This is a genomic window from Daejeonella sp. (assembly GCF_030695525.1).
Lineage (GTDB): Bacteria > Bacteroidota > Bacteroidia > Sphingobacteriales > Sphingobacteriaceae > Daejeonella.
In genome coordinates this window covers 1-23,860 of the sequence record NZ_JAUYSS010000068.1, presented here as the reverse complement: position 1 = coordinate 23,860, position 23,860 = coordinate 1, and the positions used below count along the sequence as shown (strand labels likewise).

Sequence of the window (23,860 nt, the reverse complement as noted above, 5' to 3'; positions counted from 1 at the left end):
AACTTAGTCTTTTTTGCATGGGTTTATTAGAAAATACTGGCTTACTCTGACTGCCATTGCGAGGAGGTACGACGAAGCAATCTCATGACATTCAGTAATAGTAGTAAGGAAATTGCTTCGCTACACTCGCAATGACAAAAGACGACCGGGCGGACAAGCACGATGAAACAATCCAACTGTCTTTGGAGGCCCGCCTGACCGGAAGGGCAGCACGACAAAGCAATCCCATAACGTTTAGTAATACCAGTAAAGAGAATATTCAGAACTTAATTATTAATTTGCGCAGATTATCAATTTTAAAAACCATATGACTCCGGGAATTTTACTTAGTTTTCTGATTGGATATTTTTTGATGTTAATAGGCATCTCCTACTTCACATCCAAAAAGTCTTCCGACAATTCAACCTTTTTTACCGCAAACCGGAATTCAAAATGGTATCTGGTAGCTTTTGGTATGATTGGGACTGCTTTATCAGGGGTAACCTTTATCTCAGTCCCGGGCGAAGTTGGTAATCCCGCAGGAAATGAGTTTAAATATTTTCAATTCGTTTTAGGTAATGCCATAGGATTCATCATCATCGCTACTGTACTGCTTCCACTATACTACCGTATGAACCTGACTTCGATTTACACCTATATTGAAGAGCGTTTAGGTATATACAGCTATAAAACTGCTGCCAGTATCTTTCTTTTGAGCCGTACAGTTGGTTCTTCCTTCCGTTTATACCTCGTGGTTATCGTATTACAACGCTTTATTTTCGATTCTTATGGTCTGCCATTCTGGGCCACAGTGCTTATAGCACTCACCTTAATCTGGTCCTACACTTTTAAAGGTGGCTTAAAAACCATAATCATAACCGACATCCTTCAAACCTTGTTTTTGGTTTCATCGGTCATACTCACCATATTTTTTATCTGCGACAGCCTCGATCTGAATTTAATTGAGGCCTTCGAAACCATCAAACATAGTGGTTATTCGAAAGTGTTCTTTTATGAAGATTTTATGACCAGTAAGTTCCATGTCAGCAAACAATTGCTGGGAGGTATTTTTGTAACGATAGCGATGGTAGGCCTGGATCAGGATATGATGCAGAAGAATTTGAGCTGCAATAATATCAGAGAAGCCCAGAAAAACATGTTCACTTTCACCACTGTTTTTGTGATTGTTAATATATTCTTCCTTAGTGTAGGTGCATTACTCTATGTTTATGCAAGCAAAAATGGAATTGAACTTCCGCTCGACCATGTTACAGGTAAACCAAGAACCGATTTTCTTTTCCCTGAAATTGCTTTCAACCATTTATCAATGGTTCCGGCTGTGGTTTTCATGCTCGGGTTAACCGCGGCTACTTTTGCTACTACCGATTCGGCATTAACTGCTCTAACCACTTCCTTTTGTGTAGATTTCCTGGGATTCTCAAAAAGGGAAGATTTAAACTCTCCTGCAGCAATCCGAACCAGACATATGGTTCATATTGGTCTTTCCCTGCTGATGTTCACAGTTATCATATTGTTCAATATTGTAAATAATGCGGCTGTTGTAAGTGCGATATTCACAGTAGCGTCATATACCTATGGTCCATTACTGGGACTTTATGGTTTCGGTTTATTTATGAAAAACAGGGGTGTTAAGGACAAACTTGTGCCTTTCATTTGTTTGTTATCCCCTGCAATTTGCTTATTTCTGAATGCAAATTCAAAAACGCTAATGGGTGGCTATATTTTTGATAATGAACTCATCGTGGTAAATGGCTTGATCACCTTTATTGGTTTATTACTAATCAGTAAACCCGCTACCAGCAAAACTCAATTTTAACCCCATTCTGAATCCAATATGAGTAATGACGATAAAATAAGACATGCATTTGAAAATAAAAACTGGCAGGAAATTAAAGTCACAGATTCCTGGCAGATCTTTAAAATTATGGCCGAATTTGTGGATGGTTTTGAAAAACTGGCCAAAATCGGACCCTGTGTTTCTATTTTTGGTTCTGCGAGAACATCACACGAAAATAAATATTTTAAACTGGCCGAAGACTGTGCCAGGATGCTGACGGAACGGGGATACGGAGTAATATCAGGTGGCGGCCCCGGTATTATGGAAGCTGCCAATAAAGGTGCCTTTGAGGCCGGAGGTAAATCGGTCGGGTTAAATATTGACCTCCCTTTCGAACAATTCCATAATAAATACATCGACCGTGATAAAACCCTCGACTTTGATTATTTCTTCGTGCGTAAAGTGATGTTTATGAAATACTCACAGGGATTCATTATTCTTCCGGGTGGATTTGGAACTATGGACGAGATGTTCGAAGCACTAACCCTCATACAAACCGGAAAAGTTGCGCGCTTTCCAATCGTATTGGTCGGTGTTGATTACTGGTCAGGATTGATGGATTGGGTAAAAACCCATATGCTGGAGCAGGAGCATAATATCAACGAAGATGACCTGAATCTATACCGTTTGGTGGATACTGCCGAAGAAGCTACAGAACATATTTTCAGGTTCTATGAGAAATATGTTTTGAAACCGAATTTCTAAAAAATAGTTGTCTGATGTCTGAGGTCTGAGGATGACAGCTTCATTTGAAATTAATTCTTAATCTTTCTGCTGACCACGTTTTTCTGGCTTGTTGCAGGCGCTGAATTAATTGTATTTCGACCGCAAGCTAGCACTAAATGCAATAGAAAGAACTGAATTTTCATAAACCACTTTAGCAGCAATTGAAACAAGCCTCTGTTAATGGCTGTTATTATTAAATTGTTGTTCGACTTTCCAACGTGTGGAAAATATAACTATGTAATTCAGTAAAATCAGGAATACAAATATTCCTAGGAAAAAAGGGTAGGCCGAGATTAGTTGTTCAATGCTATTATCCAAAAAATAAACAACTAGCGAAATCATTCCACAATAAATTAACCAATTTAAAAATAACACTTTTAGAAAACCTATAGTTCTGATTTTTAAATTCTGTCCATCAGTATCAAACTCATAAATTAATTTAGGTACAAAGAGTCCTAAATAGTTGGGTGTCCATGCTATAAAACTCCGTTCATCCAATTTATGGATGGTTAAATAGCTAGTCGATCTAAGATTATTAACTTTCATGAATGGTTATTGCCCCTAGCTTTAAGCTTTTTGCTTTCGGCTTTAAGCTTTCAGCTTAAAAATATTTCTCCCTTCAAATAAGTAACCGCTTTCCCCGACATCAATACCCTATCCCCTTTATGCTCGCACCATAACTCACCTCGTCGAGCGGATACCTGGTAGGCATGAAGTTTAAATTTTCCTAATCGATCTGCCCAGTATGGGATCAGGTTACAGTGCGAAGATCCGGTAACGGGGTCTTCATCAATACCTGCAGAAGGGGCGAAAAACCGGGAAACAAAATCAGAGTTTTCTCCGGGAGCGGTTACCACAAAACCTAAGGATTCTATGCGGCTTAAAGCAGCAAAATTTGGTTCTAAGGCCAAAACATCGGCTTCAGTTTCATAAACGATGAAATAATCCCTTGAACGTAAAACCTCCACAGGCTTTCTGCCTCCCAGGGCCTCAATCAAGCCCGCAGGGACATCACAGTTCTTTGGAGCACGCGAAGGGAAGTCGAGGGTATAAAGATCATCCTTACGGCTAACCGTAAGGGTACCGGCCTTCAGGGTATGGAAATGAACCGTATCACCCTCATAATTCAATAAGGTGAACAAAACATGGGCCGTGGCAAGTGTTGCATGACCACAGAGATCCACTTCCGACTCGGGTGTAAACCATCGTAACTCAAAATCCTTTCCCTGAGGAATGAAGAATGCGGTTTCTGCCAAATTATTTTCTGCTGCAATTTTCTGCATCTGAGGTGCAGGCAGCCATTCCTTAAGCGGACAGATAGCTGCCGGATTTCCTCCAAACAACTTATCACTGAACGCATCAACCTGGTAAATTGGAATAGTAAGCATTGTATTAATGTTTATTTATAATTATTAGAGTTGGAATACATTCCAACTCTCTATTTTCAATTGTCAACTAATTAGCTAAGTTCCCTCCTGCGTCGGGATGACATCCTTCTCCGTAAACACCTCATTCTCAACTCTCCATTCTCAACTCTCAATTAATAATACGTCAACCTAATCACCCCCGCCAGCGATTTTGCCAATCTCACCACCTGCCTGGTATAGCCATATTCATTATCATACCATACATAGATTACTGCTGATCTGCCATCTTTTGATAAGATAGTTGCCGGCCCATCTACAATAGAAGCATGACTATTTCCTATCACATCACTCGATACCAGTTCATTGGAGATCGAATATTCAATCTGTTCAACCATATCACCAAAAAGGGAAGCCTCTTTCAAAACCTTTTCAATATCAGATTTCGTAACCTCAGTATTCAGGGTTAGGTTAAGAATTGCCAGTGATACATCGGGAGTTGGAACCCGTACCGCATTTCCTGTTAACTTACCTTCCAAAGCCGGGAAGACTTTCGATACTGCTTTGTCTGCCCCTGTCTCAGTTATCACCATATTCAAAGCTGCTGAACGTCCCCTTCGGTATTTCTTATGATAATTATCCAGCAGGTTCTGGTCATTGGTATAACTGTGAACCGTTTCAATATGCCCCTTTTCAATCCCAAAGGCATCCTGAATAATCTTCAATACCGGCACTATTGCATTGGTAGTACATGAAGCGGCAGAAAAAATAGTCTCCTCTTTTTTAAAATCGTTTTGATTTACTCCGAAAACAATATTCGGAACATCTCCTTTGCCGGGAGCTGTTAAAAGTACCCGTTCTATCCCTTTTGATGCAAGATGTTGTCCGAGTCCTTCCCTGTCTCGTAATACCCCGGTATTATCAATCAAAAGCGCATTACTGATGCCATATCTTGTATAATCTACCTCAGCAGGATCTTTAGCCGCAATCATAAAAATAAGCTGACCATTAATCACCAAAGCCTTTTTTTCAAAATCCTCTGTGATAGTCCCCAAAAAAGGACCGTGAACCGAATCATTTCTCAATAAATCAGCCCGTTTGATCAGGTCTTCATCACTGTAAGAACGGGTAACGATGGCCCTGAGTCGCAACTGTTCTCCTTTACCGGCCTGCATTACTAATTCCCTTGCAGCTATTCTGCCTATACGGCCAAAACCATAAAGAACCACATCCCTCGACTGCATTTTTATTTTGTCTTTCCCGATATGGTGTACCAGTTTTTTAATTACAAAATCTTCAATATTAGAATATTTACCATCTGCATCAATCCATTCGGCAGCTAATCGACCAATATCAATACGGGAAGGCGCCAGATTGGAATTAGCAATGGCCTGAGCAATTGCAAGGCTTTCATAAATTGAAATATTCTTATTGACAATTTTACGTGCATACTGGTGATGTGCAAGAATTTCACTGCTCCCAATGTCAAACAGAGGTTTCCGGAAAAGCAGGAGTTCTATTGAACGGTCAAACCAAAGCTTGCCTACCACATTAATCAATTCTATCGCTTTTTTCTCTTTGTCAATCCAATTGTTGAACTCGTTCTCGTAGATATTTAACATTTTAATAAAATAATTTGCTTCAAAAATAAAAAAGATCGGATCATAGACCCAATCTTTTCATTTACATTTTCAAGGAATTTTTATCCCAGATATGATTTTAATATTTTACTTCTGGAGGTATGACGCAGACGCTGTAAAGCTTTGTCTTTAATCTGTCTCACACGTTCGCGGGTCAGATTGAATTTCTCGCCAATTTCTTCCAGTGATAAGGGATGGTTCGTGCTGAGTCCGAAGAAAAGCACAATAATTTCACGCTCACGTTCAGTTAAGGTTGATAATGAACGTTTGATCTCTTCAGATAAAGATTCATTGATCAGATTACTGTCTGTATTCGGATCACTGTTCTCAAGTACATCCAATAAGGTGTTTTCTTCTCCCTGAACAAATGGTGCGTCCATAGAAACATGGCGACCTGAATTACTCAAAGTATCAGAGATCTTTTCAACGGTTGTTTCCAGGTTATCTGCTAATTCTTCAGGTGATGGCTCACGCTCAAATTCCTGCTCTAATCTCGAGAATGCTTTACTGATTTTACTCAAAGACCCTACCTGGTTTAAAGGTAAACGAACGATTCTGGATTGCTCGGCAATTGCCTGTAAGATGGATTGACGAATCCACCATACCGCATAGGAAATGAATTTAAATCCTTTGGTTTCATCAAAACGTTTGGCAGCTTTGATCAAACCAAGATTTCCTTCATTGATCAAATCCCCCAAAGTCAGGCCTTGGTTCTGATATTGTTTGGCTACAGAAACAACGAAACGTAAATTGGTTTTTGTCAAACGTTCAAGAGCAGCCTGATCGCCCTCTCTGATCTTTTGTGCTAATATTACCTCTTCTTCTGCGGTTATTAAGTCTACTTTACCTATTTCGTGTAAATACTTGTCCAGGGACTGTGATTCACGGTTGGTAATGGATTGGGTTATCTTGAGTTGTCTCATTTATGAATAAATACTCCTTTTAAAAGTGTGCAAATTTAATTAAAATCTGCCAGCAAATCATTAATTATAATCAAAATTTAGCTGATTTTTAAGGAATTAACGAAAATAATTTGATGATTTTATTACTACAAAAATCATTCCATTTCTTCGCCTTTCCTGTAATATAAACTCGAAAAAATACAGGAAAGTATAGCTCAGGTTAAATTTCTGTCCCTGAACCAAACATCATCAGGTTGTGTATCAAAATCTTCCATGCGTTTGATCAGGGATTTTGGATCATGATCTGAAAGCACCAGCTCACGATTTAAAGGCTTGAGGAATTTTTTCTCCACCATGAGGTCAATTTGCAGCAATAAGGGGTTATAAAACCCATCCACATTGAGCAAACCGATCGGATTTCCATGGATTCCAAGCTGCAACCAGGTCAAAACTTCGAAAAACTCTTCCATGGTTCCAAAACCACCGGGAAGTGTAATCACTCCATCAGAAAGGTCTGCCATTTTTTGCTTACGCTGATGCATATTTTCAGTGATGATCAATTCAGTTAGCCCGTTATGGCCCACTTCCTTATTCATCAAAAACCGAGGAATCACCCCAATTGCTATTCCTCCACGCTTTAGAACCGCATCAGCAATCAGACCCATCACGCCTACCCGGCCGCCACCAAAGACCAGGGAAATTTCTTTTTCAACCATCACATCGGCCAGATCATTTATGGCTTTTAATAAGACAGGATTACCATCAAAATTGGAACCACAGAAGACGGAAATAGCTTTCATTTAGTATTGAGTATGAGTAGTGAGTAGTGAGTACAGGGGAATTTGTACTCAATACTCTATTTTGATTTCAGATTAAAATTACCAGGGTATAATAATAAAAAATTGTCCAACTTGGCTAAGTTCCCTCCTGCGTCGGAATGACATCCTGCATTGACATCACCTCCACTCTCAATTCTCCACTCTCAATTCTCAATTTCTATCGGCTATAATTCGGCGCCTCCTTCGTAATCGTAATATCATGCGGATGGCTTTCCCGCATTCCTGCTGCAGTAATTTTCACGAAACGGGCGTTTTGCAGATCATCGATTGTTGCTGCACCACAATAACCCATACTGGCTCTTAGTCCGCCGATGAGCTGGTACATGACCTCAGAAAGGGAACCCTTAAACGCAACCCTCCCGACAATACCTTCCGGGACCAGCTTTTTAATATCATCCTCCACATCCTGGAAATAGCGGTCTTTCGAACCTTTCTCCATCGCTTCAATAGAGCCCATACCACGGTATGACTTGAACTTTCTGCCCTCATAAATGATCGTTTCACCCGGTGATTCTTCAACTCCGGCAAATAATGATCCGGCCATAATCGAACTTGCTCCGGCCGCAATGGCTTTTGCAATATCTCCGGTCTGTTTGATCCCGCCATCGGCAATCACCGGAATGCCCCGGCCTTTCAAGGCTTTGGCACATTCATAAACGGCATATAACTGAGGAACACCGACACCTGCAATAATACGGGTTGTACAAATTGAACCCGGACCAATACCCACCTTAACCGCATCAGCACCTGCATCGGCAAGGGCTTTGGCAGCCTCGCCGGTAGCAATATTGCCTACTACAACCTGAAGATCAGGATATTTTGCTTTAACTTGTTTCAACATTTCTATAACACCGCGGGAATGGCCATGTGCGGTATCTATTGTAATTACATCTACACCAGCCTTTACCAGAGCGTCCACACGGGCAATGGTATCATGAGTTACTCCTACAGCAGCTCCAACTCTCAAACGGCCATGCTCATCTTTACAGGCATTGGGGAAATTTTTGAATTTCTGAATATCCTTGAAGGTGATCAAACCGCTTAAACGACCGTCTTTATCAACCACCGGAAGCTTTTCTATTTTATAATCCTGAAGAATTTCTTCTGCCTGTGTAAGGGTAGTCCCTTCGGGTGCAGTGATCAGGTTTGAACTGGTCATCACCTCCCTCACCGGCTTCTTCATATCCTTTTGGAAACGAAGATCACGGTTTGTAATAATCCCAACCAGTTTTCTGTCGGCATTGATTACCGGAATCCCCCCGATCTTATAATCTTTCATGATCAGAAAGGCATCGGCAATCAAAGCCCCCTCATCAAGCGTAACCGGATCCTGAATAATACCACTTTCTGAACGTTTAACCTTCCTTACCTCATCAGCCTGCTGAGCAATAGTCATGTTCTTATGAAGCATACCAATACCACCGGCCTGTGCAATCGCGATAGCCAGAACTGATTCGGTCACCGTGTCCATAGCCGCCGAAACGATCGGAACATTGAGTTTGATTTTCCGGGTGAAATAAGAACTGGTATCTACATCACGCGGTAAAACTTCTGAATAAGCAGGGATTAAAAGTACATCGTCGTAGGTAAGACCTTCTGAAACGAATTTTTCTGGATCGAGTTGCATGGCAAATAATTGAGGGGTTATTACTTGCAGGGCAAAGGTAGGAAATTAATTGACAATTGACAATTGATAGTTGACAATGGTGCGTTTTACAGAGCAGGATGTCATCCCGACGCAGGAGGGAAATAGTGATAGTTAATAAGGAACTTAATATTGAAAATCGATACAATAGCAATGAGCTTCCACATATGCTCTTGAATTAGAAAATCAATTTGGGTAATTGATATAGAATTTATTCAAACAATTTGGGCAAAAAATTCCCCACATAAACATTTATGGGAATAAAAACCCTCACATAAAAATAAACAAACGCGATTCCTTATCATCTAATCCCGTTTTGGCCATTGGCATCCAAATTGAACCTATCGTCCAAAGAAAATAAATTAACTAATTATGACACTTAAAATGAATCTAAAATTTACCTCATTACTGGCCTTCGCTGCCATCATCACATTATCAACATCTTGCTCGAAAGACGAGCTTAGCTCTGCTGAGACGTTTAGTTCAAAGGACGTACAATTGGCAACAACAGACCCACTGACAACCACTAATCAAGGAACTGCTTATACCAATGTATTTGAAGGAAAAATCGCTAACGGAAATGGTACATGGACTTATACCTGGTCAATGCAAAACAATACAGGTTCACAGAATCTTAGTCATTGGGCAATGGATTTGGGTTCTTGCATAACAATTGATGATGTTGTTAGCGCTTCAGAAGGAGCAGATTTAAATAATATGTCAACTGTTGCGGTGAAATGGGCTGCTGATCCATCTTTATCAAACGAAAACCTCGGTGGATGTAATATTACAGTCCCGGTTTTCAAATTTGAACAAGGAACACCAGATGCGACATCTAAAGTTTACTATTCAATCACCATATCTAAAAATGTGGGAACTGCTGACGTAACAGGCTATTACAAATCAGGTAAAATTACAGGTTGTGGTGCTTTTACGTTCACCGGACTTGGATGCGAAATCGTTGAACTGGAAGAAGGATATTCTTATTCACAGGGATTCTGGTTTGCTAAGCCACAAACCATTTGGCCTGGAAATGGTACTATCACTTTGGGAAATAAGGTTTATACTCAACTGGAAGGAAAAGCAATTTGGAATGCTTCAAACAAAAAAGGTTTAGCTGATTCCAAAGCTGCATTTACCCAGGCTGCTGCTATAAAATTAAGTGCTGGATTAGGCCTTGTAAAACCTTCTGCCACTGTATGGGCTGATGTTGCGATTGTTGATAGCTACCTTGCATCACTGACTAAATTATCAGCAACTAATTTACCTACTGGCAATGCTGCGGCTAAAGCTGCTGCTGGCAGGATTTCAACCTGGATTAACGCTCACCACGTTGACACAACATTTGGCAACTAGGCCAAAATAAAAGGAATAAAAAAGGCTGCCCCGCAAAAGGCAGCCTTTTTTTATGCAATTAATTTCAATTTCCAATCTGTAGAGTTAAGCGCAGCGTCTCTACGGATTGTTAAATGAATAAGAGTCTTCAGACTCGTTTATCCAAATGCACTTATTTTTTCCCCACAATAACCCGTTGCAAACCATCAAAATTAAGGTATTTATTCCCTCTGGTCGGTGTTGTCACCGACCAGATGAACTTATTTTTTCCCAACAATCACCTTCTGGAAATTGTCAAAATTCAAATATTTGTTCGCAAGATTAAGTACTTCCTCCGGACTGATATTCCTCACCGTTTGAATATATTTCTGATAATAATCATAATCAAGACCTGAAAAATAGATGTTTTTAAACTTATCGGCATGGGAAAGTGCGTTTTCAAGACTACCCAGCATGGAACCCAGCATGTAATTCCTGACCAGTGATAATTCTGCTTCAGTTACGGGCTCCTTCTTTAAAATAGCCATTTCCTTTTCAATTTCAGTCATCGCCGCTGAGCATACATCTGCCCCCACTTCTGACGCAATAAAGAAATAACCGGTGTTTTTTAAGGAAACCAGGGCCGAGCCAATGCCATAGGTAAAGCCTTTATCTTCACGGATATTAGCCATCAACCTCGAACCGAAATAGCCACCCAAAATCGTATTGACAACCTGCAAACCCGGGAAATCAGCATGGGTACGGTTAATGGAGATCTGTCCGATACGAATCGCAGATTGCAAAGCATCGGCTTTCTCAACATAATGCTCCTTCCCGGAAGTGGCCTGAAATTCAAAATTATTTTCCTTTACATCAAATGAACTATTCCAGTCCTTTCCAAACAGCTCGTCCAGCAGTTTGATACTGTCATCCTTCACTTTGCCTGAAACAATCACTGTACAATTCTTTGGCTGGTAAGCAGCTTTAAAATAGGAAACTAACTGCTCCCGGTCTAATTGATCATAATCAGAGGCTTTAATATCATAGCCGTATAAGGTATCTCCGAAAAGAACATGATTAAAGGTCTTGCGACTCACAAAGTCATTCTTTTCCAGATTTACACTCAATTTCTGCTTCTGGTTTCTAACCAAAGTATCCAGCTCCACCTGCGGAAAAACTGAATCTGAAATGATCGCCTTCACAATAGGCAAAGTATTCGCTAAATGCTTGTTTAAAGTGTAAAGGGTAACGGTTGAATGGTCATTGTTGTATTCAGTCTGAAGGAATGAACCATAATAATCTACCCTGTCGGCAATTTCAGTGGAACTCAGCTCGCTGGTCCCATCATTGAGCATGGTATTGCAGGCAAAAGCCTGCAGGGGCTTTTTGGAATCGTAGGCGATATTTGCAAAGATAAACTCAATGCGAACCAGATCCTGTTCCCCGCCATCAATACTGAAGATCTTTAATCCATTGTCTAAAACCAGAGGGTTTGCCCTGATCAGTTCTATATTTTCAACCTGTCCGAATGCCGGCGCTTGTGCTCTGTCGATCATGTTATTTTGCTAAATAGTAGAGAGTAGATGAATTTTCCTTACGGAAGATATGTGCAGCCTGTGTCCTGATCTCTTCAGCACTAATATCCAGATATTTTTGGGTCTCTGAATTAAGCAGATCCGCATCTCCCAGCAATTCGAAATAAGCCAGATTCATCGCTTTATCCAGTAGACTCATTTCCGAGAATACCATAGTCGATTCCATTTTGTTCTTCACCTTGGTCAGTTCGGCTTCAGGGACAAGCTCGGTACTGATTTTTTCCAGTTCCTTCCAGATTGCCGCTTCGGCGGTTTCCATACTGATTCCCGGCAAAGGTTTCCCTTCAACCACAAACAATCCGGCATCCAGACTACCCGTGAGGTAAGCATTAATCTCACTAAATAATTTCTGTTCTTTTAGCAGATTACGGAACAGGCGGGATGAATTGCCTCTGGATAAAATATCCGAAATCAGATCGGCGGCATAATAGCCGGCTTCAGTCCGGGATGGCATGTGAAACACCTTATAAATCGCATTCAGGGGCACATTAGCTTGTACAGTTTCTTTACGTTCTTCGGCCTGGTCATCTTCAATAGGTAATAAACGCGCAAGCTTCTCCCCTGCCGGGATATTTCCGAACCATTTTTCAGACAGGCGTTTGACTTCCTCAAGTTTTACATCCCCTCCAACAACCATAATCGCATTCGAAGGATTATAATGACGGGCAAAAAAGGCCTTTACATCTTCAATATTCGCATTTTCGATATGATCCAGGGATTTGCCGATAGTAGCCCACTGATAAGGGTGTTGCTTATAAGCCATTGGCCGCAGTTTCAGCCAGACATCGCCATAAGGCTGATTAAGATAACGCTGTTTGAACTCCTCGCAAACCACATTCCGCTGCACTTCCAGGCTTTTTTCTGAAAATGCAAGACTCAGCATCCTGTCGCTTTCGAGCCAGAAAGCCGTTTCCAGATTTACAGAGGGCAGGGTGATGTAATAATTCGTAATATCATTACTGGTAAAGGCATTATTCTCACCTCCTACCCGCTGCAGGGGTTCATCATAGGATGGAATATTTACTGAGCCACCAAACATCAGATGCTCAAATAAATGCGCAAAACCGGTTTGGTCCGGATGCTCGTCGCGGGCACCCACATCATACAATATATTAACAACAGCCATTGGGGTTGTAGGGTCTTCATGGACCAATACTTTAAGGCCATTGGCAAGCGTGAAACGTTCGAAAGAAACCATAAGGGAGCGAAAGCTTTAGGGAGGCGAATTTAGGGAAAAATATGGAGAGGAGTTAGCTAATTAGCAAATTGGAAAATGAGCAAATGAGATCGAATTTGTCAATGAATTGATTTGTCTATTTGTCAAATCCGGGAATGAACACATGCCTTTCGCTAGCAACATTTTTTGTCTTGTTGGATTGGCGGACATTTTACACTTCCATAACTGCAATAAACACAACAGTCGCCTGGTTGTGGTCTTAAAACGCTCTTGCATTTTTCACATTCATAAAAATACTGGCAAGCATCTGTCGGCATCATTTCTTCTTTTTTGTGTCCGCAGTTGGGGCATGTGATTATTGATTGTAAAACAACTTCCATTTAAATTATCCTCTATTTCTGTTACTGAATAACCTATCCATACGGTTTGGGGTAGCACTTTACGGATAAAATTCCATATTTTCTTTAAAAAATGAACGTACTTAGATTATGTATTTATTTTTAAGGAGCATGGAGAGACATCAGTCTTCAGACCTCAGACTTCATACCTCATACCTCAGTCTTCAACCCTTCTCCCTACACTAGTGGCTGCAATCAAAACTTTTTACAGTTTTAAATAACTTTATAAAATTCTGCTGGGCCTGGGAAGTATCGGGATACCTGAACGATCTGATGGCATGGTTCCACCAGCCAAAAGCTAATACTTCTATTGTGGCATACGTATATCTCTCAGCTGAAGCATTTTGCTGATCAAACCTTTGTTTTAACCTTCCGGGATTGCCATTTTTCAATCGATTCACTTCGTTGACCTCCCTCCAGGCATTAATTAATTGTTCTCCGCCCGAATTTAAAGCCTGAGCATATTTGAGTAATACCGGATCAGTCTTTGCAATTTCATTCAAAGCCGAAGGATCTGTATAGGCCAGCATGGTAGCTCTCTTCAATTGATAATATTGCTTCATATAATCAATATTACTTACTTTCAGATCCTGCCAAAAGCTTGATTTAATTAGATCCAGCTTATTTAGTTCAGCCAATTTCTGTTCATACTCCCTGTCAAGATCGGCTACACTTTCGCGGTTCAGTTCCTCCAGACTAAAAGGAGGTATGCTACCAGTATTTAATCTAAAATCCTGCGTCATGGCAATACGATAGCTGTCCTGAATCTGAGACGCTGTATAATCCGACAATTTATAGGTGCCTATACTGCTGCATATATCGCCTACCCAGCTAAACTTTGCCGTTTGGGCAATCGCGGAGCTATTGATGAGGAACAGAAGTAAAATCAGGAGATAAGTCCTTCGGTAAATCATACGCGAATGAGATAATTAGAAAATTAGCAAATGAGCAAATTAGAAAATGACCACTCAATGCTGTCAACTGTCAACAAAGAACTGATTCAAGAACCAGGAATAAAGAATCAAGACTAATCCTTTTTCAATGAAAATAATGTTATCCTGGCCTGAATAAAAACTATTACCCGGTCATTTAATAATTAGTACTATTCCATTGTCAACTGTCAACCCGATAGCTATCGGGTGTCAACTATCAATTGATTAAGCGCATGCCTGCTCCTCACCCAAAATATCATGCGCACTGAATTTACCTTTCCGGATGATGCTGCAGAACTTATTAAACTCATTCTGAGATTTTTGTAAGTCGGAAGCACTGAATTCAAGATTATCCCATAATTGTTCATTCAAAAAGCCATCTTCATCGCTTGCCAATTGATTTTGAGCTTTAATCCACAGGTTGTAGGAATCAGCTGTTTTCTGCTTTAGGTACAGATACTGTTCTTTGTAGGTCATTTTTCATAGCTTAGGTCAGTAAATATAATTATTCTTCATTCCCAACAAAAAAATATTTATCAAGGTTTTAAAGGACTTATTAACAGATGGGTTCAGGTTTTAATTGTCTGTGGAAAAAAATGCGACTTTGTTTTTCCGGCAAATTTTTCGAATAAAATGCCAGTTAAGATTCTGATTCAAAAAGAAGCTTAAAAAAGAGCCTCAAAGCTGCCCAAAAATCACTCAAAGGCAAGCCCGTAATTCCTGTGAAACAGGGCTAAGACTGGTTGCATATAAATTAAGACTAAACAGGGACTAAACGCGGACTAAACGCGGACAAAACACAGAAAAATACGCGTTTAGTCCGTGTTTCATTCGTCTTTAATTCATGTTTAATTTATACTTATCCAGAACCAGGTAATAAGTCTTCCCGAAGCAGGTAAGAAGCAGGTAAGAATGTAGCTGAAAACGGGCTGCCGGTAGGGACAATTATAGGTTTTAAATTTCTGTCCGGAAGCAAAATTTTGGCTTAGAAATGGATGTGATAACCGAGGAATCATTTACAAATTGTCAAATTCCCATACCAGATAGCTATCGGGTTGCTCATTTGCTAACCCGATAGCTATCGGGTTGCTAATTACCTCATTTGCTAATTCCCCCCATTAATCATTTACCAATTGTCAAATTCCCCAATTTGCTAATTTGCTAATTAACTAATTTGCTAATTCTCCCTATCTTTGTACATGCAAACCTCCGATCTGCTTACCCGGGCTCTGAATTTTGAATTTCTTTCTGCCGAAGAAGGATTATTCCTGTTCAAACAAGCGGCGACATCCGAACTGATGTACACTGCCAATGAGCTACGAAAAAAGCAGGTCCCTCATAACAAAGTAACCTGGATCATCGACCGCAATGTGAATACCACCAATGTGTGCATTGCCAATTGCAAATTCTGCAATTTCTTCCGCCGGCCGGGACATGATGAAAGCTATATCACTGATATTGAAACCTATAAAGTAAAGATCGAAGAAACCTTCCGTTATGGCGGCGAGCAATTGCTCTTACAGGGCGGGCATCATCCCGATCTGGGTTTGGCTTTCTATGTTGATCTGTTCAAACAATTAAAGGAATTATATCCTACCTTAAAATTACATTCCCTCGGTCCGCCCGAGATTGCCCATATCGCCAAACTTGAAGGCATGAGCCATACCGAAGTATTAAAAGCCTTAATGGCAGCCGGTTTGGATTCATTGCCCGGCGCCGGAGCAGAAATCCTGAACGACCGCGTGCGCCGGCTGATCTCCAAAGGTAAATGCGGGGGACAGGAATGGCTGGACGTGATGCGTGCGGCACATCAATTGGGATTAACCACTTCGGCAACGATGATGTTCGGGCATGTAGAAACCCTTGAAGAGCGTTTTGAGCACCTGGTCTGGCTGCGTGAAGTACAGACCGAAAAGCCGGCAGATGCAAAAGGATTCATCGCCTTTATTCCATGGCCTTTCCAGGATGATGGTACGCTTTTGCGTAAAGTAAGAGGGATTACGAACCAGGTTACCGCAGATGAATACATCCGTACGATCGCTTTAAGCCGCATCATGCTGCCCAATGTTAAAAATATCCAGGCCAGCTGGTTAACCGTAGGAAAACAAGTTGCCCAGATCTGCCTCCATGCCGGAGCGAATGATTTTGGTTCGATTATGATTGAAGAAAATGTGGTTTCTGCCGCCGGTGCCCCCCACCGCTTTACCTCCCAGGGCATACAGGATTCGATACGCGAAGCAGGTTTTGAACCTCAGCTCAGAACACAGCAATACGAGTTCAGGGATTTACCGGAAATGACTGAACAGCAGGTGATTGGGTATTGATACTCATTTATTTATACCGTTTACTCATTTTAGCCATTTCTTTACTGCAAATACCTGTAATTTAGTGTAAAAATTACATATAGCTATTATTATGCAATTAAACGCAATAATTGTAGATGATGAAGAGTATTCCTGCAAATCTCTTTTCTTTATGATTGATGGCTATTGCCCTAAAGTCAAGATTAGAGGAATAGCTAAATCAGTACAAGAAGCCCGTAAAATGTTGAAATCAAATGAAATAGATCTTGTATTTCTTGATATAGCAATGCCAAATGAAGACGGATTCAGTTTATTACCAGATTTAAATAAAATTTCTGGATCTGTAATTTTCACAACAGCGTATAACCAATATGCTTTAAGAGCTTTAAAGGCAAGTGCCGTTGATTATTTATTGAAGCCTATAGACATCGAGGAGTTACGAGAAGCGATTGAAAAAGCGATTGTTTTGAGAGGCCAAAACCATATTGAAAAACATGTTTTGTCTAACCAATCCATACAATTTACTAGCCTGGAAGAGAATCTCAATGAGATCCAGAAAATTACCAAATTAAACCTGCCTCATTTAAATGGATTTCATATCCTGAATGTAAATAGCATTATATATGTTGAGGCGGATAGTAATTACTCTATATTCAATCTTGAAAATCAAGGCCGGGTGGTTGTTTCGAAGCACCTAAAAGAATATGAAGAAATACTTGTTAACAGTGGTTTTAGCAGGATACATAAATCAACAATCATAAATCTTAAACATCTTAAAAATTATTCTAACAAGAATGGACTAATAGTCTGTATGTCTGACTCTTCAGAACATACTGTATCGAGAAGAAGAGTGTCAGCTTTTTTAGAAACCGCTAAGCTTTTTTATAACAATGAATAAATCTTTGAGCAAATCTGGTTCATAAATTAATAGTCACTACCGTTTATTTACAAATTCATACCGCTTATACATTAATCAACAAACACAAACCTAAATTATATACCTTAGAAATTAAGATAAACTATAGTGTTTGATCTTATTTTCTAGGAAAGATAAAAAATTCAAGGTGAATTAGCACACATTAGTTTTATCAAAAGCGGTTGAAACGATTGGGGCGTTTCGCCGCTTTTTATTTGTAAAATTTAAAATAAAATTTTATATTAAATCATCTTTATAATCTAGGCTCTCCTCAATACTATTTAATTTCAATATTAAAATCAGAATTGAAAAAAAAGCTAATCCTGCAAGCCTCTTTTATCATTTTACTTCTAACAGCAATAAATATTTTACCAAAAATGCTGAGAGAAAGTTATCGTACGATTCTGCAAGAGTATTTTTCTTTGGCTTCAAATTTAGAGCCTGATTTAATTGACACTTTGGATATAAACAAAATAAATAACGCTGCATTTAACACTAGACTTACGAATCCCTATAGAACAGTTGTGCTTGCTGACAGTGCACTGTTTTTTGCAAAAAAAATTAATTATTTCTCTGGGATAGCTGAAGCAAATAGAATTAAAGGTGTAGGATTTTATTATTTAAGTGACACCGAACAGGCTGTAAAATGCTATATAGAAGCGCTAAAATATTTCAAAATAAATAATGATCGTAAAAACGAAGCTAGGGTCTATAATAATTTTGGCAATCTCTATAAGGAAATAAATTATAATAAAGCCCTCTTTTATTATAAAAAATCACTTTCAATATCTAAGAAATTAAACATTGATGAATTTACAGCAGGCACTCATCTAAATATTGCAAGCATTTTAAGATCACAGGGAGACTATAACAATTCACTTAAATATCTTAAAATTAGTGAAGAGATTTTCTCAAAATCAAAAGACACCATTAATTACATTACATCCCTCCAAAACTCAGGTGTGATCTTTTACAAATTAAAAGATTTTGAAACCGCGATAAACAGATTATTTGAAGCAATTAGTCAAGCCAGGAAGCATAATTTATATAAAGTAATTGTCGGTTCGAATTTAACCTTGGCTTCCATTTATTTAGAGCAGAATGAATATAAAAAAGCTGAAGTTGCAATAAATGAAGGAATAAATTTTGCCAGAAAAATGGGTGATAATAGTTCTGTCTATTACTATCTGTTTAAAAGATATGAACTTGAAGAAAAAAGAAAAAATTACCCAATCGCTTTAAAATACTTAAAAGAAGTACAACATCATGATAGCATTCAACTTTCTAAAAACCTTTCAGATAATATCGGCAAAACATCTTCACACTACCTCCAATTACAAAAAATACAAAAAAATGAACTCATTATAGCCAAACAAAAATATAAAGAAACGCAATATTGGTGGTTGATCACCACTATCATCACAATTGTTTTATTGGCTACCTTAATTGTGATAATAATTTATATTTTATCTCAAAAAAAGAAACGAAAAAGAGAAATAAAATTTCAGAATACCATAGTCACTCTTGAGCAAAAAGCCCTGCAGGCTATGATGAATCCCCATTTTGTTTTTAACGTAATTAACACCATCCAATATTTTATTGGCATAAATGAATCAAAATCTGCAAATCAGATTCTTACAGGTTTTGCCCGATTAATGAGAAAACATCTTGAAATATGTTTAAAAAGCACCTTGACCCTATTTGAAGAAATTCAATATTTAAGCCTTTACCTTTCTTTAGAGAAAATCAGATTTGCCGAGAAAATGAAATATTCAATTAATATTGACAAGAAAATTGAGACTGAAGAAATAATAATTCCATCTATGTTAATACAGCCATTCATTGAAAATGCAGTTTGGCACGGTTTGTTACCAAAGGAAGAAGGTGGCTTTATCCAAATTGATTTTTCATGCAATGACAATCTTCTTTTTATCAAAATTACTGACAATGGCATAGGAATTTCCAATTCAATTAATAACAGAACACATGGTCAGCATACAAGCCGTGGCCTTGAACTAATCCACGAACGCGTCCATCTCCTCAACAAAATCAACAAAACTTCCATCCACATCACCCAAACCCAAACCGGCGAATCCGGCACCGAAGTCAACATCAGCATTCCCATATAACAAAAAAAGAGAGCCCCCCGACTCTCTTTTCCAACAAACCTAAAACAAACACTAAACGATAAAGGGATCAACAATGGCCAGGATCTGCGCCTTGGTCAATGGTTCATCAAATGCTTCGGTGGCTGCAGCGACAGAAATCATCTGCCCGTTGATACCGGTAATTTTTATTCCGGCCTGGCTTTCCAGTTCTTCGCCGGCATAGGATGCCTGCACGATTGCGCCAATGCCTGTATCCTGTCCGGTAATCCAGGGTTTTACATTCGCCCCGCGTGCCTTGCGCATCTGCCGGATATGTGCTGCATGCCTGGCTTCTACCGAATGGATATTCAATGCGGCGGTCAAAACGCCTCCGCTGCCTATTAATGCCGGAGCTTGTCCTTTATAGGCCCGCACGCCGGTATCCTCAAAGGTCTGCGCTACGGCAAGGAAGGTATCGTAATTTGAAAATACATTTGCAAATGGGCCTGTATTTGATCCGTTTCCTGCCGAGAAATCAAAGGTCGGCTTTGAAACGGGTGTTTTACCCAGAGACATCAGTGCTGTTTTCAGGAAAGCCACATGCTGGTTTTCATGATCACGGATTGTAGTAATGGCTCCCAATGCTGCTCCTGCAGGAACGAGTCCGGTGGCGGCAACTCCTTTGGTATAAAATTCAGCTTCCAGGTATTCCAGGGTCAGGGCAAACTGCAATACGGCTTCAACTTCTGTACTCGCAGTTTGCGCATAGGCCTTTTTAAACATGGTACCGAGTGCCAATGGAATAGATGCCAGGGCTACTTTCTTTCCAAAGCCGTAAAATTGGGCCATGGCTTTTCTTCTCGGACTGATGCGCTCATATACTTCGGCATCTGTTTTTTCAATTTCTTCTAATATGTTCAGGATATTCATAGCTGTTGGGATTAAGATTTAGGTAGATCGTTTGCGTTGATTTTTGTTTTGATGAAAGGTGCGGCAATACCCAGCACTTCCATTGGCAAGCGGGATTTATCGAGTCCGTTGTTGTCAATCACTTCAGCATTGGCAAAAGTTCCATTACTGATCAAATCGCGGATCAATGCCGCATGACGGGCTTCCACAGAAACGATCTTACCGGCTAGGGTCAGGTAGTTTGCGTCTTTGATCAAAACCCCTGCTCCGTTATAGGCTGAAACACCCAGGTCTTCAAAAGCTTTGGCAGTTGCCAGCACACTATCGCGGCTGCTGAAATTGATCATGGAGAAATCTACTTCCAAACCGGGAATCGCATTGGAGCCCAAGGCATTCTTGAAAAATTCGCGGTGAGCGATCTCATGATCCCTGATATCCGAAAGCAAAGATCTTTCGGCTTCGGTAATCCCCGAATAGAATGAGGAGGCCACTTTGATGTAGAATGCGGCTTCCAGTTGTTCCAAAGCATAGGCATAATTCAGAATGCCAACATCGCCGCTTCCCAGGTTTACCCCGGCAGAATCATCGATCATCATTCCGTCTTTTTTACAACCTGCTGCGAGTAAGGCGATCCCGGCAGCTCCGGCACCTGCATAGCGAAGGAAGGACCGGCGCTGTAGCGGTGCCGATAAAATATCCTGCTCCTGCAGAATAATTTGCTCATCTTTTTGTCTTAAATTTTCCATGTGGTAGAGTAAATTAAAATGTTCTGTTGATTGCTTTGACCTACGAGGCCCGGATTGGATCGGTTTTGAATTATTTTTGAGAATTTGAAAAAAGCAGGCTCTCAATAAGAAAAACAACATTTTTTTGAAGATTTTTTTTTCGTTTGGATGGCAATATGTTATGTTTGTCCATGAGTTTTACAGCGCCTGAACCTTTCATCGAAGCCCTGATTTTTGCTTCCGAAAAGAGTATTTCTGCAGAGGAAATACAGCAGGTTTTGGCAGAGTTGAGTGAGGAGCAATTCTCGCTGAAAGCAATTGAGGAATTGATAGAAAAGATCAGGCAGAAATACCTGGATTTGAATCTGGCAATAGAGCTGGTTCAATTGAATGGAGGTTTTCAGTTTCTGACCCGGAAGGAGTTTTATCCGGTGATCAATCAGCTGCAGATTCAGCGTTCGAGGAAGAAACTGAGTCAGGCGGCATTAGAAACGCTCTCGATCATCGCGTATAAACAGCCGGTTACCAAGCTGGAGATCGAGCAGATCAGGGGGGTAAATTGTGATTATACCGTACAAAAATTGCTTGAAAAAGAGCTGATCAGTATCGCAGGGAAGTCGGAAACGGTTGGAAAACCACTGCTTTATGCTACCAGTGGCCTTTTTATGGATTATTTTGGAATTAATTCAACCAAGGATCTGCCTCAGCTTACTGACCTGGTTCCGGAAAGCAATGTAATCGGGGATCAGACTGAGTAAAAATGGCCTCAGAAATAAAAATTAAAAAAGAGGTTTGGAATTTCAAAATCTTGTTAAATTTATAAGAACATAATATTAAAACTTAAAACGTGTAATTTGCACCAATGAAGTCGCCAAAGAAAGTAACCAAAAGCGGGGGACCAAAGAAAAGTCCCGATAAGAAAAAGACCCATCTGTCTGATCCGATTGTACCGGTTCGTCCCATTCTTGATGATGAAGATGAATTTGATCTACCGATAGACGATGATCTTCCGGCATTTGATGTTTTCGACGACGATGATGATGAAGATGATTTTTAAGGAGTTACAGCCCTAATATTCAGGCATTCAGTTCTCTGAATGCTTTTTTTATTTTATCCCCTTTACCCAATGGTTTTAACAGAAGTTAAAGATAAGAATACAGCCCGCGAATTTTTGGATGTGGCGCGCGAAATTTACAGGAATGATCCCTACTGGGTATGCCCGCTCGATAAAGATATTGAAGCTGTTTTTGATCCTGCAAAGAACGACCTGCATAATTATGGTGTTTGTACCCGATGGGTATTGAAATCAGATCAGGGAAAACTGATAGGAAGAATAGCCGCCTTTGTCAATGAGAAGAAGGCTTATCAACCCGAACAGCCTACCGGAGGAATTGGCTTTTTTGAATGTATCAATGATGCAGAAGCAGCCACCCTGCTGTTCAGCACCGCCGAAAAATGGCTGACAAAAAAGGGCATGAAGGCCATGGATGGCCCAATCAATTTTGGCGAAAATGACAGTTTCTGGGGACTCCTGATCGAAGGTTATACCACCCCTTCTTATGGAATGAATTACCATCATCCCTATTATAAAAATCTCTTCGAAGCCTATGGTTTCCAAACCCTTTATGAGCAGATTACCAATCACCTGCAGGTGATGAAACCATTTCCGGAGCGCTTTACAAAGATTGCCGAATGGGTGGCCAATAAACCGGGTTATACCTTCAAACATCTTGAAATAAAGAAACTGGAAGATTTTGCAAAGGATTTTGCTGAAATATACAATGATGCCTGGCAGGATTTTGAAAACTTTGTTCCGCTTCAAACCAAAGGTATTTTGGAAAGTTTCAATAAAATGAAAACGGTGATGGACGAGAAGCTGATCTGGTTTGCCTATATCAATAATGAACCGGCATCAGTTATAGTGATTCTTCCGGATGCCAATCAAATGATCAAAAGCTTTAATGGCAAGCTCGGTTTGATCGAAAAATTAAAATTCGTTTATTATCGCTGGAAAGGGGTAAACCGGATGCGGGCAGTGGTGATGGGTACGAAGAAAGCGTATCAGAAACACGGACTGGAATCGGCCTTATTCATCAAACTGAAAGAATATGTGATTCCGATGAATCAGTATGTGGAACTGGAATTATCCTGGGTGGGTGATTTTAATGATAAAATGCTCTCCCTTCATGAAGCTACCGGTGCTACACTTGGTAAAAAGCATGCCACTATGCGGAAACTCTTTTAAAGAGTTTGATCTGGAATTGCCGGCCTATTTTAGATTGAGTGATTTTCTGATTGTGCTTCTTAAGTCCTGAATGCGGGCGCATGCTTACTGTCCGAGTTAAGCGCAGCGTCCTTACTGTCCGTAGAGTTTCCAGCGATTACCTTACTGTCCGTAGAGTTAAGCGCAGCGTCTCTACGGATTGTTCCTTACTGTCCGTAGAGTTTCCAGCGATTACCAAAATTGATTTTTAAGTACAACAGTAAACCGCTATTGTACAGTGTAAGACACCGCACTCGTACGATCGTTCAATAGGCTCCAGCTTTAGCT

The 23,860-nt window shown here is 40.1% G+C and carries 21 protein-coding genes; 9 read left to right on the top strand and 12 right to left on the bottom strand.

Features of this window, described 5'->3' with window-relative positions:
- The first annotated feature begins 307 nt into the window (after positions 1–307).
- Positions 308–1,816 carry a sodium:solute symporter gene (locus tag Q8S11_RS15825; protein ID WP_305663097.1) on the top strand — a complete coding sequence of 503 codons (1,509 nt, stop codon included), beginning with the start codon at positions 308–310 and terminating at the stop codon, positions 1,814–1,816.
- An 18-nt stretch (positions 1,817–1,834) separates the two neighbouring features.
- Complete coding sequence (locus tag Q8S11_RS15820) at positions 1,835–2,542, top strand: TIGR00730 family Rossman fold protein (RefSeq protein WP_305663096.1); 708 nt, start codon at positions 1,835–1,837, stop codon at positions 2,540–2,542.
- A gap of 617 nt (positions 2,543–3,159) precedes the next feature.
- Here the strand turns inward: Q8S11_RS15820 and Q8S11_RS15815 are convergent.
- The 5 genes from Q8S11_RS15815 to guaB all read right to left on the bottom strand — a co-directional run bounded on the left by Q8S11_RS15815 (position 3,160) and on the right by guaB (position 8,935).
- Entirely contained in the window at positions 3,160–3,951 is a 792-nt protein-coding gene (locus Q8S11_RS15815; RefSeq protein ID WP_305663095.1) for a PhzF family phenazine biosynthesis protein, read from the bottom strand.
- A gap of 152 nt (positions 3,952–4,103) precedes the next feature.
- On the bottom strand, positions 4,104–5,549 hold the full coding sequence (locus tag Q8S11_RS15810; protein ID WP_305663094.1) for a glyceraldehyde-3-phosphate dehydrogenase: 1,446 nt from the start codon (positions 5,547–5,549) through the stop codon (positions 4,104–4,106).
- Positions 5,550–5,629: 80 nt separating this feature from the next.
- Positions 5,630–6,490 carry an RNA polymerase sigma factor RpoD/SigA gene (locus Q8S11_RS15805; RefSeq protein ID WP_090697759.1) on the bottom strand — a complete coding sequence of 287 codons (861 nt, stop codon included), beginning with the start codon at positions 6,488–6,490 and terminating at the stop codon, positions 5,630–5,632.
- 194 nt (positions 6,491–6,684) lie between these two features.
- Positions 6,685–7,269 carry a TIGR00730 family Rossman fold protein gene (locus Q8S11_RS15800; protein ID WP_305663093.1) on the bottom strand — a complete coding sequence of 195 codons (585 nt, stop codon included), beginning with the start codon at positions 7,267–7,269 and terminating at the stop codon, positions 6,685–6,687.
- A 196-nt stretch (positions 7,270–7,465) separates the two neighbouring features.
- Entirely contained in the window at positions 7,466–8,935 is a 1,470-nt protein-coding gene (guaB, locus tag Q8S11_RS15795) for an IMP dehydrogenase (RefSeq protein WP_305663092.1), read from the bottom strand.
- A gap of 402 nt (positions 8,936–9,337) precedes the next feature.
- Here guaB and Q8S11_RS15790 point away from each other — a divergent pair, with 402 nt between their 5' ends.
- Entirely contained in the window at positions 9,338–10,309 is a 972-nt protein-coding gene (locus Q8S11_RS15790) for a hypothetical protein (protein WP_305663091.1), read from the top strand.
- Positions 10,310–10,548: 239 nt separating this feature from the next.
- Here Q8S11_RS15790 and Q8S11_RS15785 read toward each other — a convergent pair whose 3' ends face one another.
- The 5 genes from Q8S11_RS15785 to Q8S11_RS15765 all read right to left on the bottom strand — a co-directional run bounded on the left by Q8S11_RS15785 (position 10,549) and on the right by Q8S11_RS15765 (position 14,846).
- Positions 10,549–11,823, bottom strand: coding sequence for a pitrilysin family protein (locus Q8S11_RS15785; RefSeq protein WP_305663090.1), 1,275 nt, complete (start codon positions 11,821–11,823; stop codon positions 10,549–10,551).
- Position 11,824: 1 nt separating this feature from the next.
- Positions 11,825–13,060, bottom strand: a complete 1,236-nt coding sequence (locus Q8S11_RS15780; protein ID WP_305663089.1) for a pitrilysin family protein — start codon at positions 13,058–13,060, stop codon at positions 11,825–11,827.
- Between the two features lie 152 nt (positions 13,061–13,212).
- Entirely contained in the window at positions 13,213–13,419 is a 207-nt protein-coding gene (locus tag Q8S11_RS15775; RefSeq protein ID WP_305663088.1) for a GDCCVxC domain-containing (seleno)protein, read from the bottom strand.
- A gap of 200 nt (positions 13,420–13,619) precedes the next feature.
- Complete coding sequence (locus Q8S11_RS15770) at positions 13,620–14,351, bottom strand: hypothetical protein (RefSeq protein WP_305663087.1); 732 nt, start codon at positions 14,349–14,351, stop codon at positions 13,620–13,622.
- A 243-nt stretch (positions 14,352–14,594) separates the two neighbouring features.
- Positions 14,595–14,846, bottom strand: coding sequence for a hypothetical protein (locus Q8S11_RS15765; protein WP_305663086.1), 252 nt, complete (start codon positions 14,844–14,846; stop codon positions 14,595–14,597).
- Between the two features lie 722 nt (positions 14,847–15,568).
- Between Q8S11_RS15765 and mqnC the strand changes: the two genes are divergently transcribed.
- The 3 genes from mqnC to Q8S11_RS15750 all read left to right on the top strand — a co-directional run bounded on the left by mqnC (position 15,569) and on the right by Q8S11_RS15750 (position 19,717).
- Positions 15,569–16,693 carry a cyclic dehypoxanthinyl futalosine synthase gene (gene mqnC / locus Q8S11_RS15760; protein ID WP_305663085.1) on the top strand — a complete coding sequence of 375 codons (1,125 nt, stop codon included), beginning with the start codon at positions 15,569–15,571 and terminating at the stop codon, positions 16,691–16,693.
- Between the two features lie 91 nt (positions 16,694–16,784).
- Entirely contained in the window at positions 16,785–17,570 is a 786-nt protein-coding gene (locus Q8S11_RS15755) for a LytTR family DNA-binding domain-containing protein (protein ID WP_305663084.1), read from the top strand.
- Between the two features lie 323 nt (positions 17,571–17,893).
- Positions 17,894–19,717, top strand: coding sequence for a tetratricopeptide repeat protein (locus tag Q8S11_RS15750; protein WP_305663083.1), 1,824 nt, complete (start codon positions 17,894–17,896; stop codon positions 19,715–19,717).
- A 51-nt stretch (positions 19,718–19,768) separates the two neighbouring features.
- Here Q8S11_RS15750 and Q8S11_RS15745 read toward each other — a convergent pair whose 3' ends face one another.
- Positions 19,769–20,605 (bottom strand): ferritin-like domain-containing protein, encoded by an 837-nt coding sequence (locus Q8S11_RS15745; protein ID WP_305663082.1) that lies wholly within the window; start codon positions 20,603–20,605, stop codon positions 19,769–19,771.
- Between the two features lie 11 nt (positions 20,606–20,616).
- A complete protein-coding gene (locus tag Q8S11_RS15740; protein ID WP_305663081.1) occupies positions 20,617–21,330 on the bottom strand; it encodes a ferritin-like domain-containing protein in 714 nt (237 codons plus the stop codon).
- 170 nt (positions 21,331–21,500) lie between these two features.
- On the opposite strand from Q8S11_RS15740, the gene scpB reads away from it, so the two are divergent.
- From scpB to Q8S11_RS15725, 3 genes are all read left to right on the top strand, one after another.
- Positions 21,501–22,067: an SMC-Scp complex subunit ScpB gene (gene scpB / locus Q8S11_RS15735; protein ID WP_305663080.1), complete on the top strand. Its 567-nt coding sequence runs from the start codon at positions 21,501–21,503 to the stop codon at positions 22,065–22,067.
- 104 nt (positions 22,068–22,171) lie between these two features.
- Positions 22,172–22,366: a hypothetical protein gene (locus Q8S11_RS15730; RefSeq protein ID WP_305663079.1), complete on the top strand. Its 195-nt coding sequence runs from the start codon at positions 22,172–22,174 to the stop codon at positions 22,364–22,366.
- A 69-nt stretch (positions 22,367–22,435) separates the two neighbouring features.
- Entirely contained in the window at positions 22,436–23,554 is a 1,119-nt protein-coding gene (locus tag Q8S11_RS15725) for a GNAT family N-acetyltransferase (RefSeq protein ID WP_305663078.1), read from the top strand.
- The last annotated feature ends 306 nt before the right edge of the window (positions 23,555–23,860 follow it).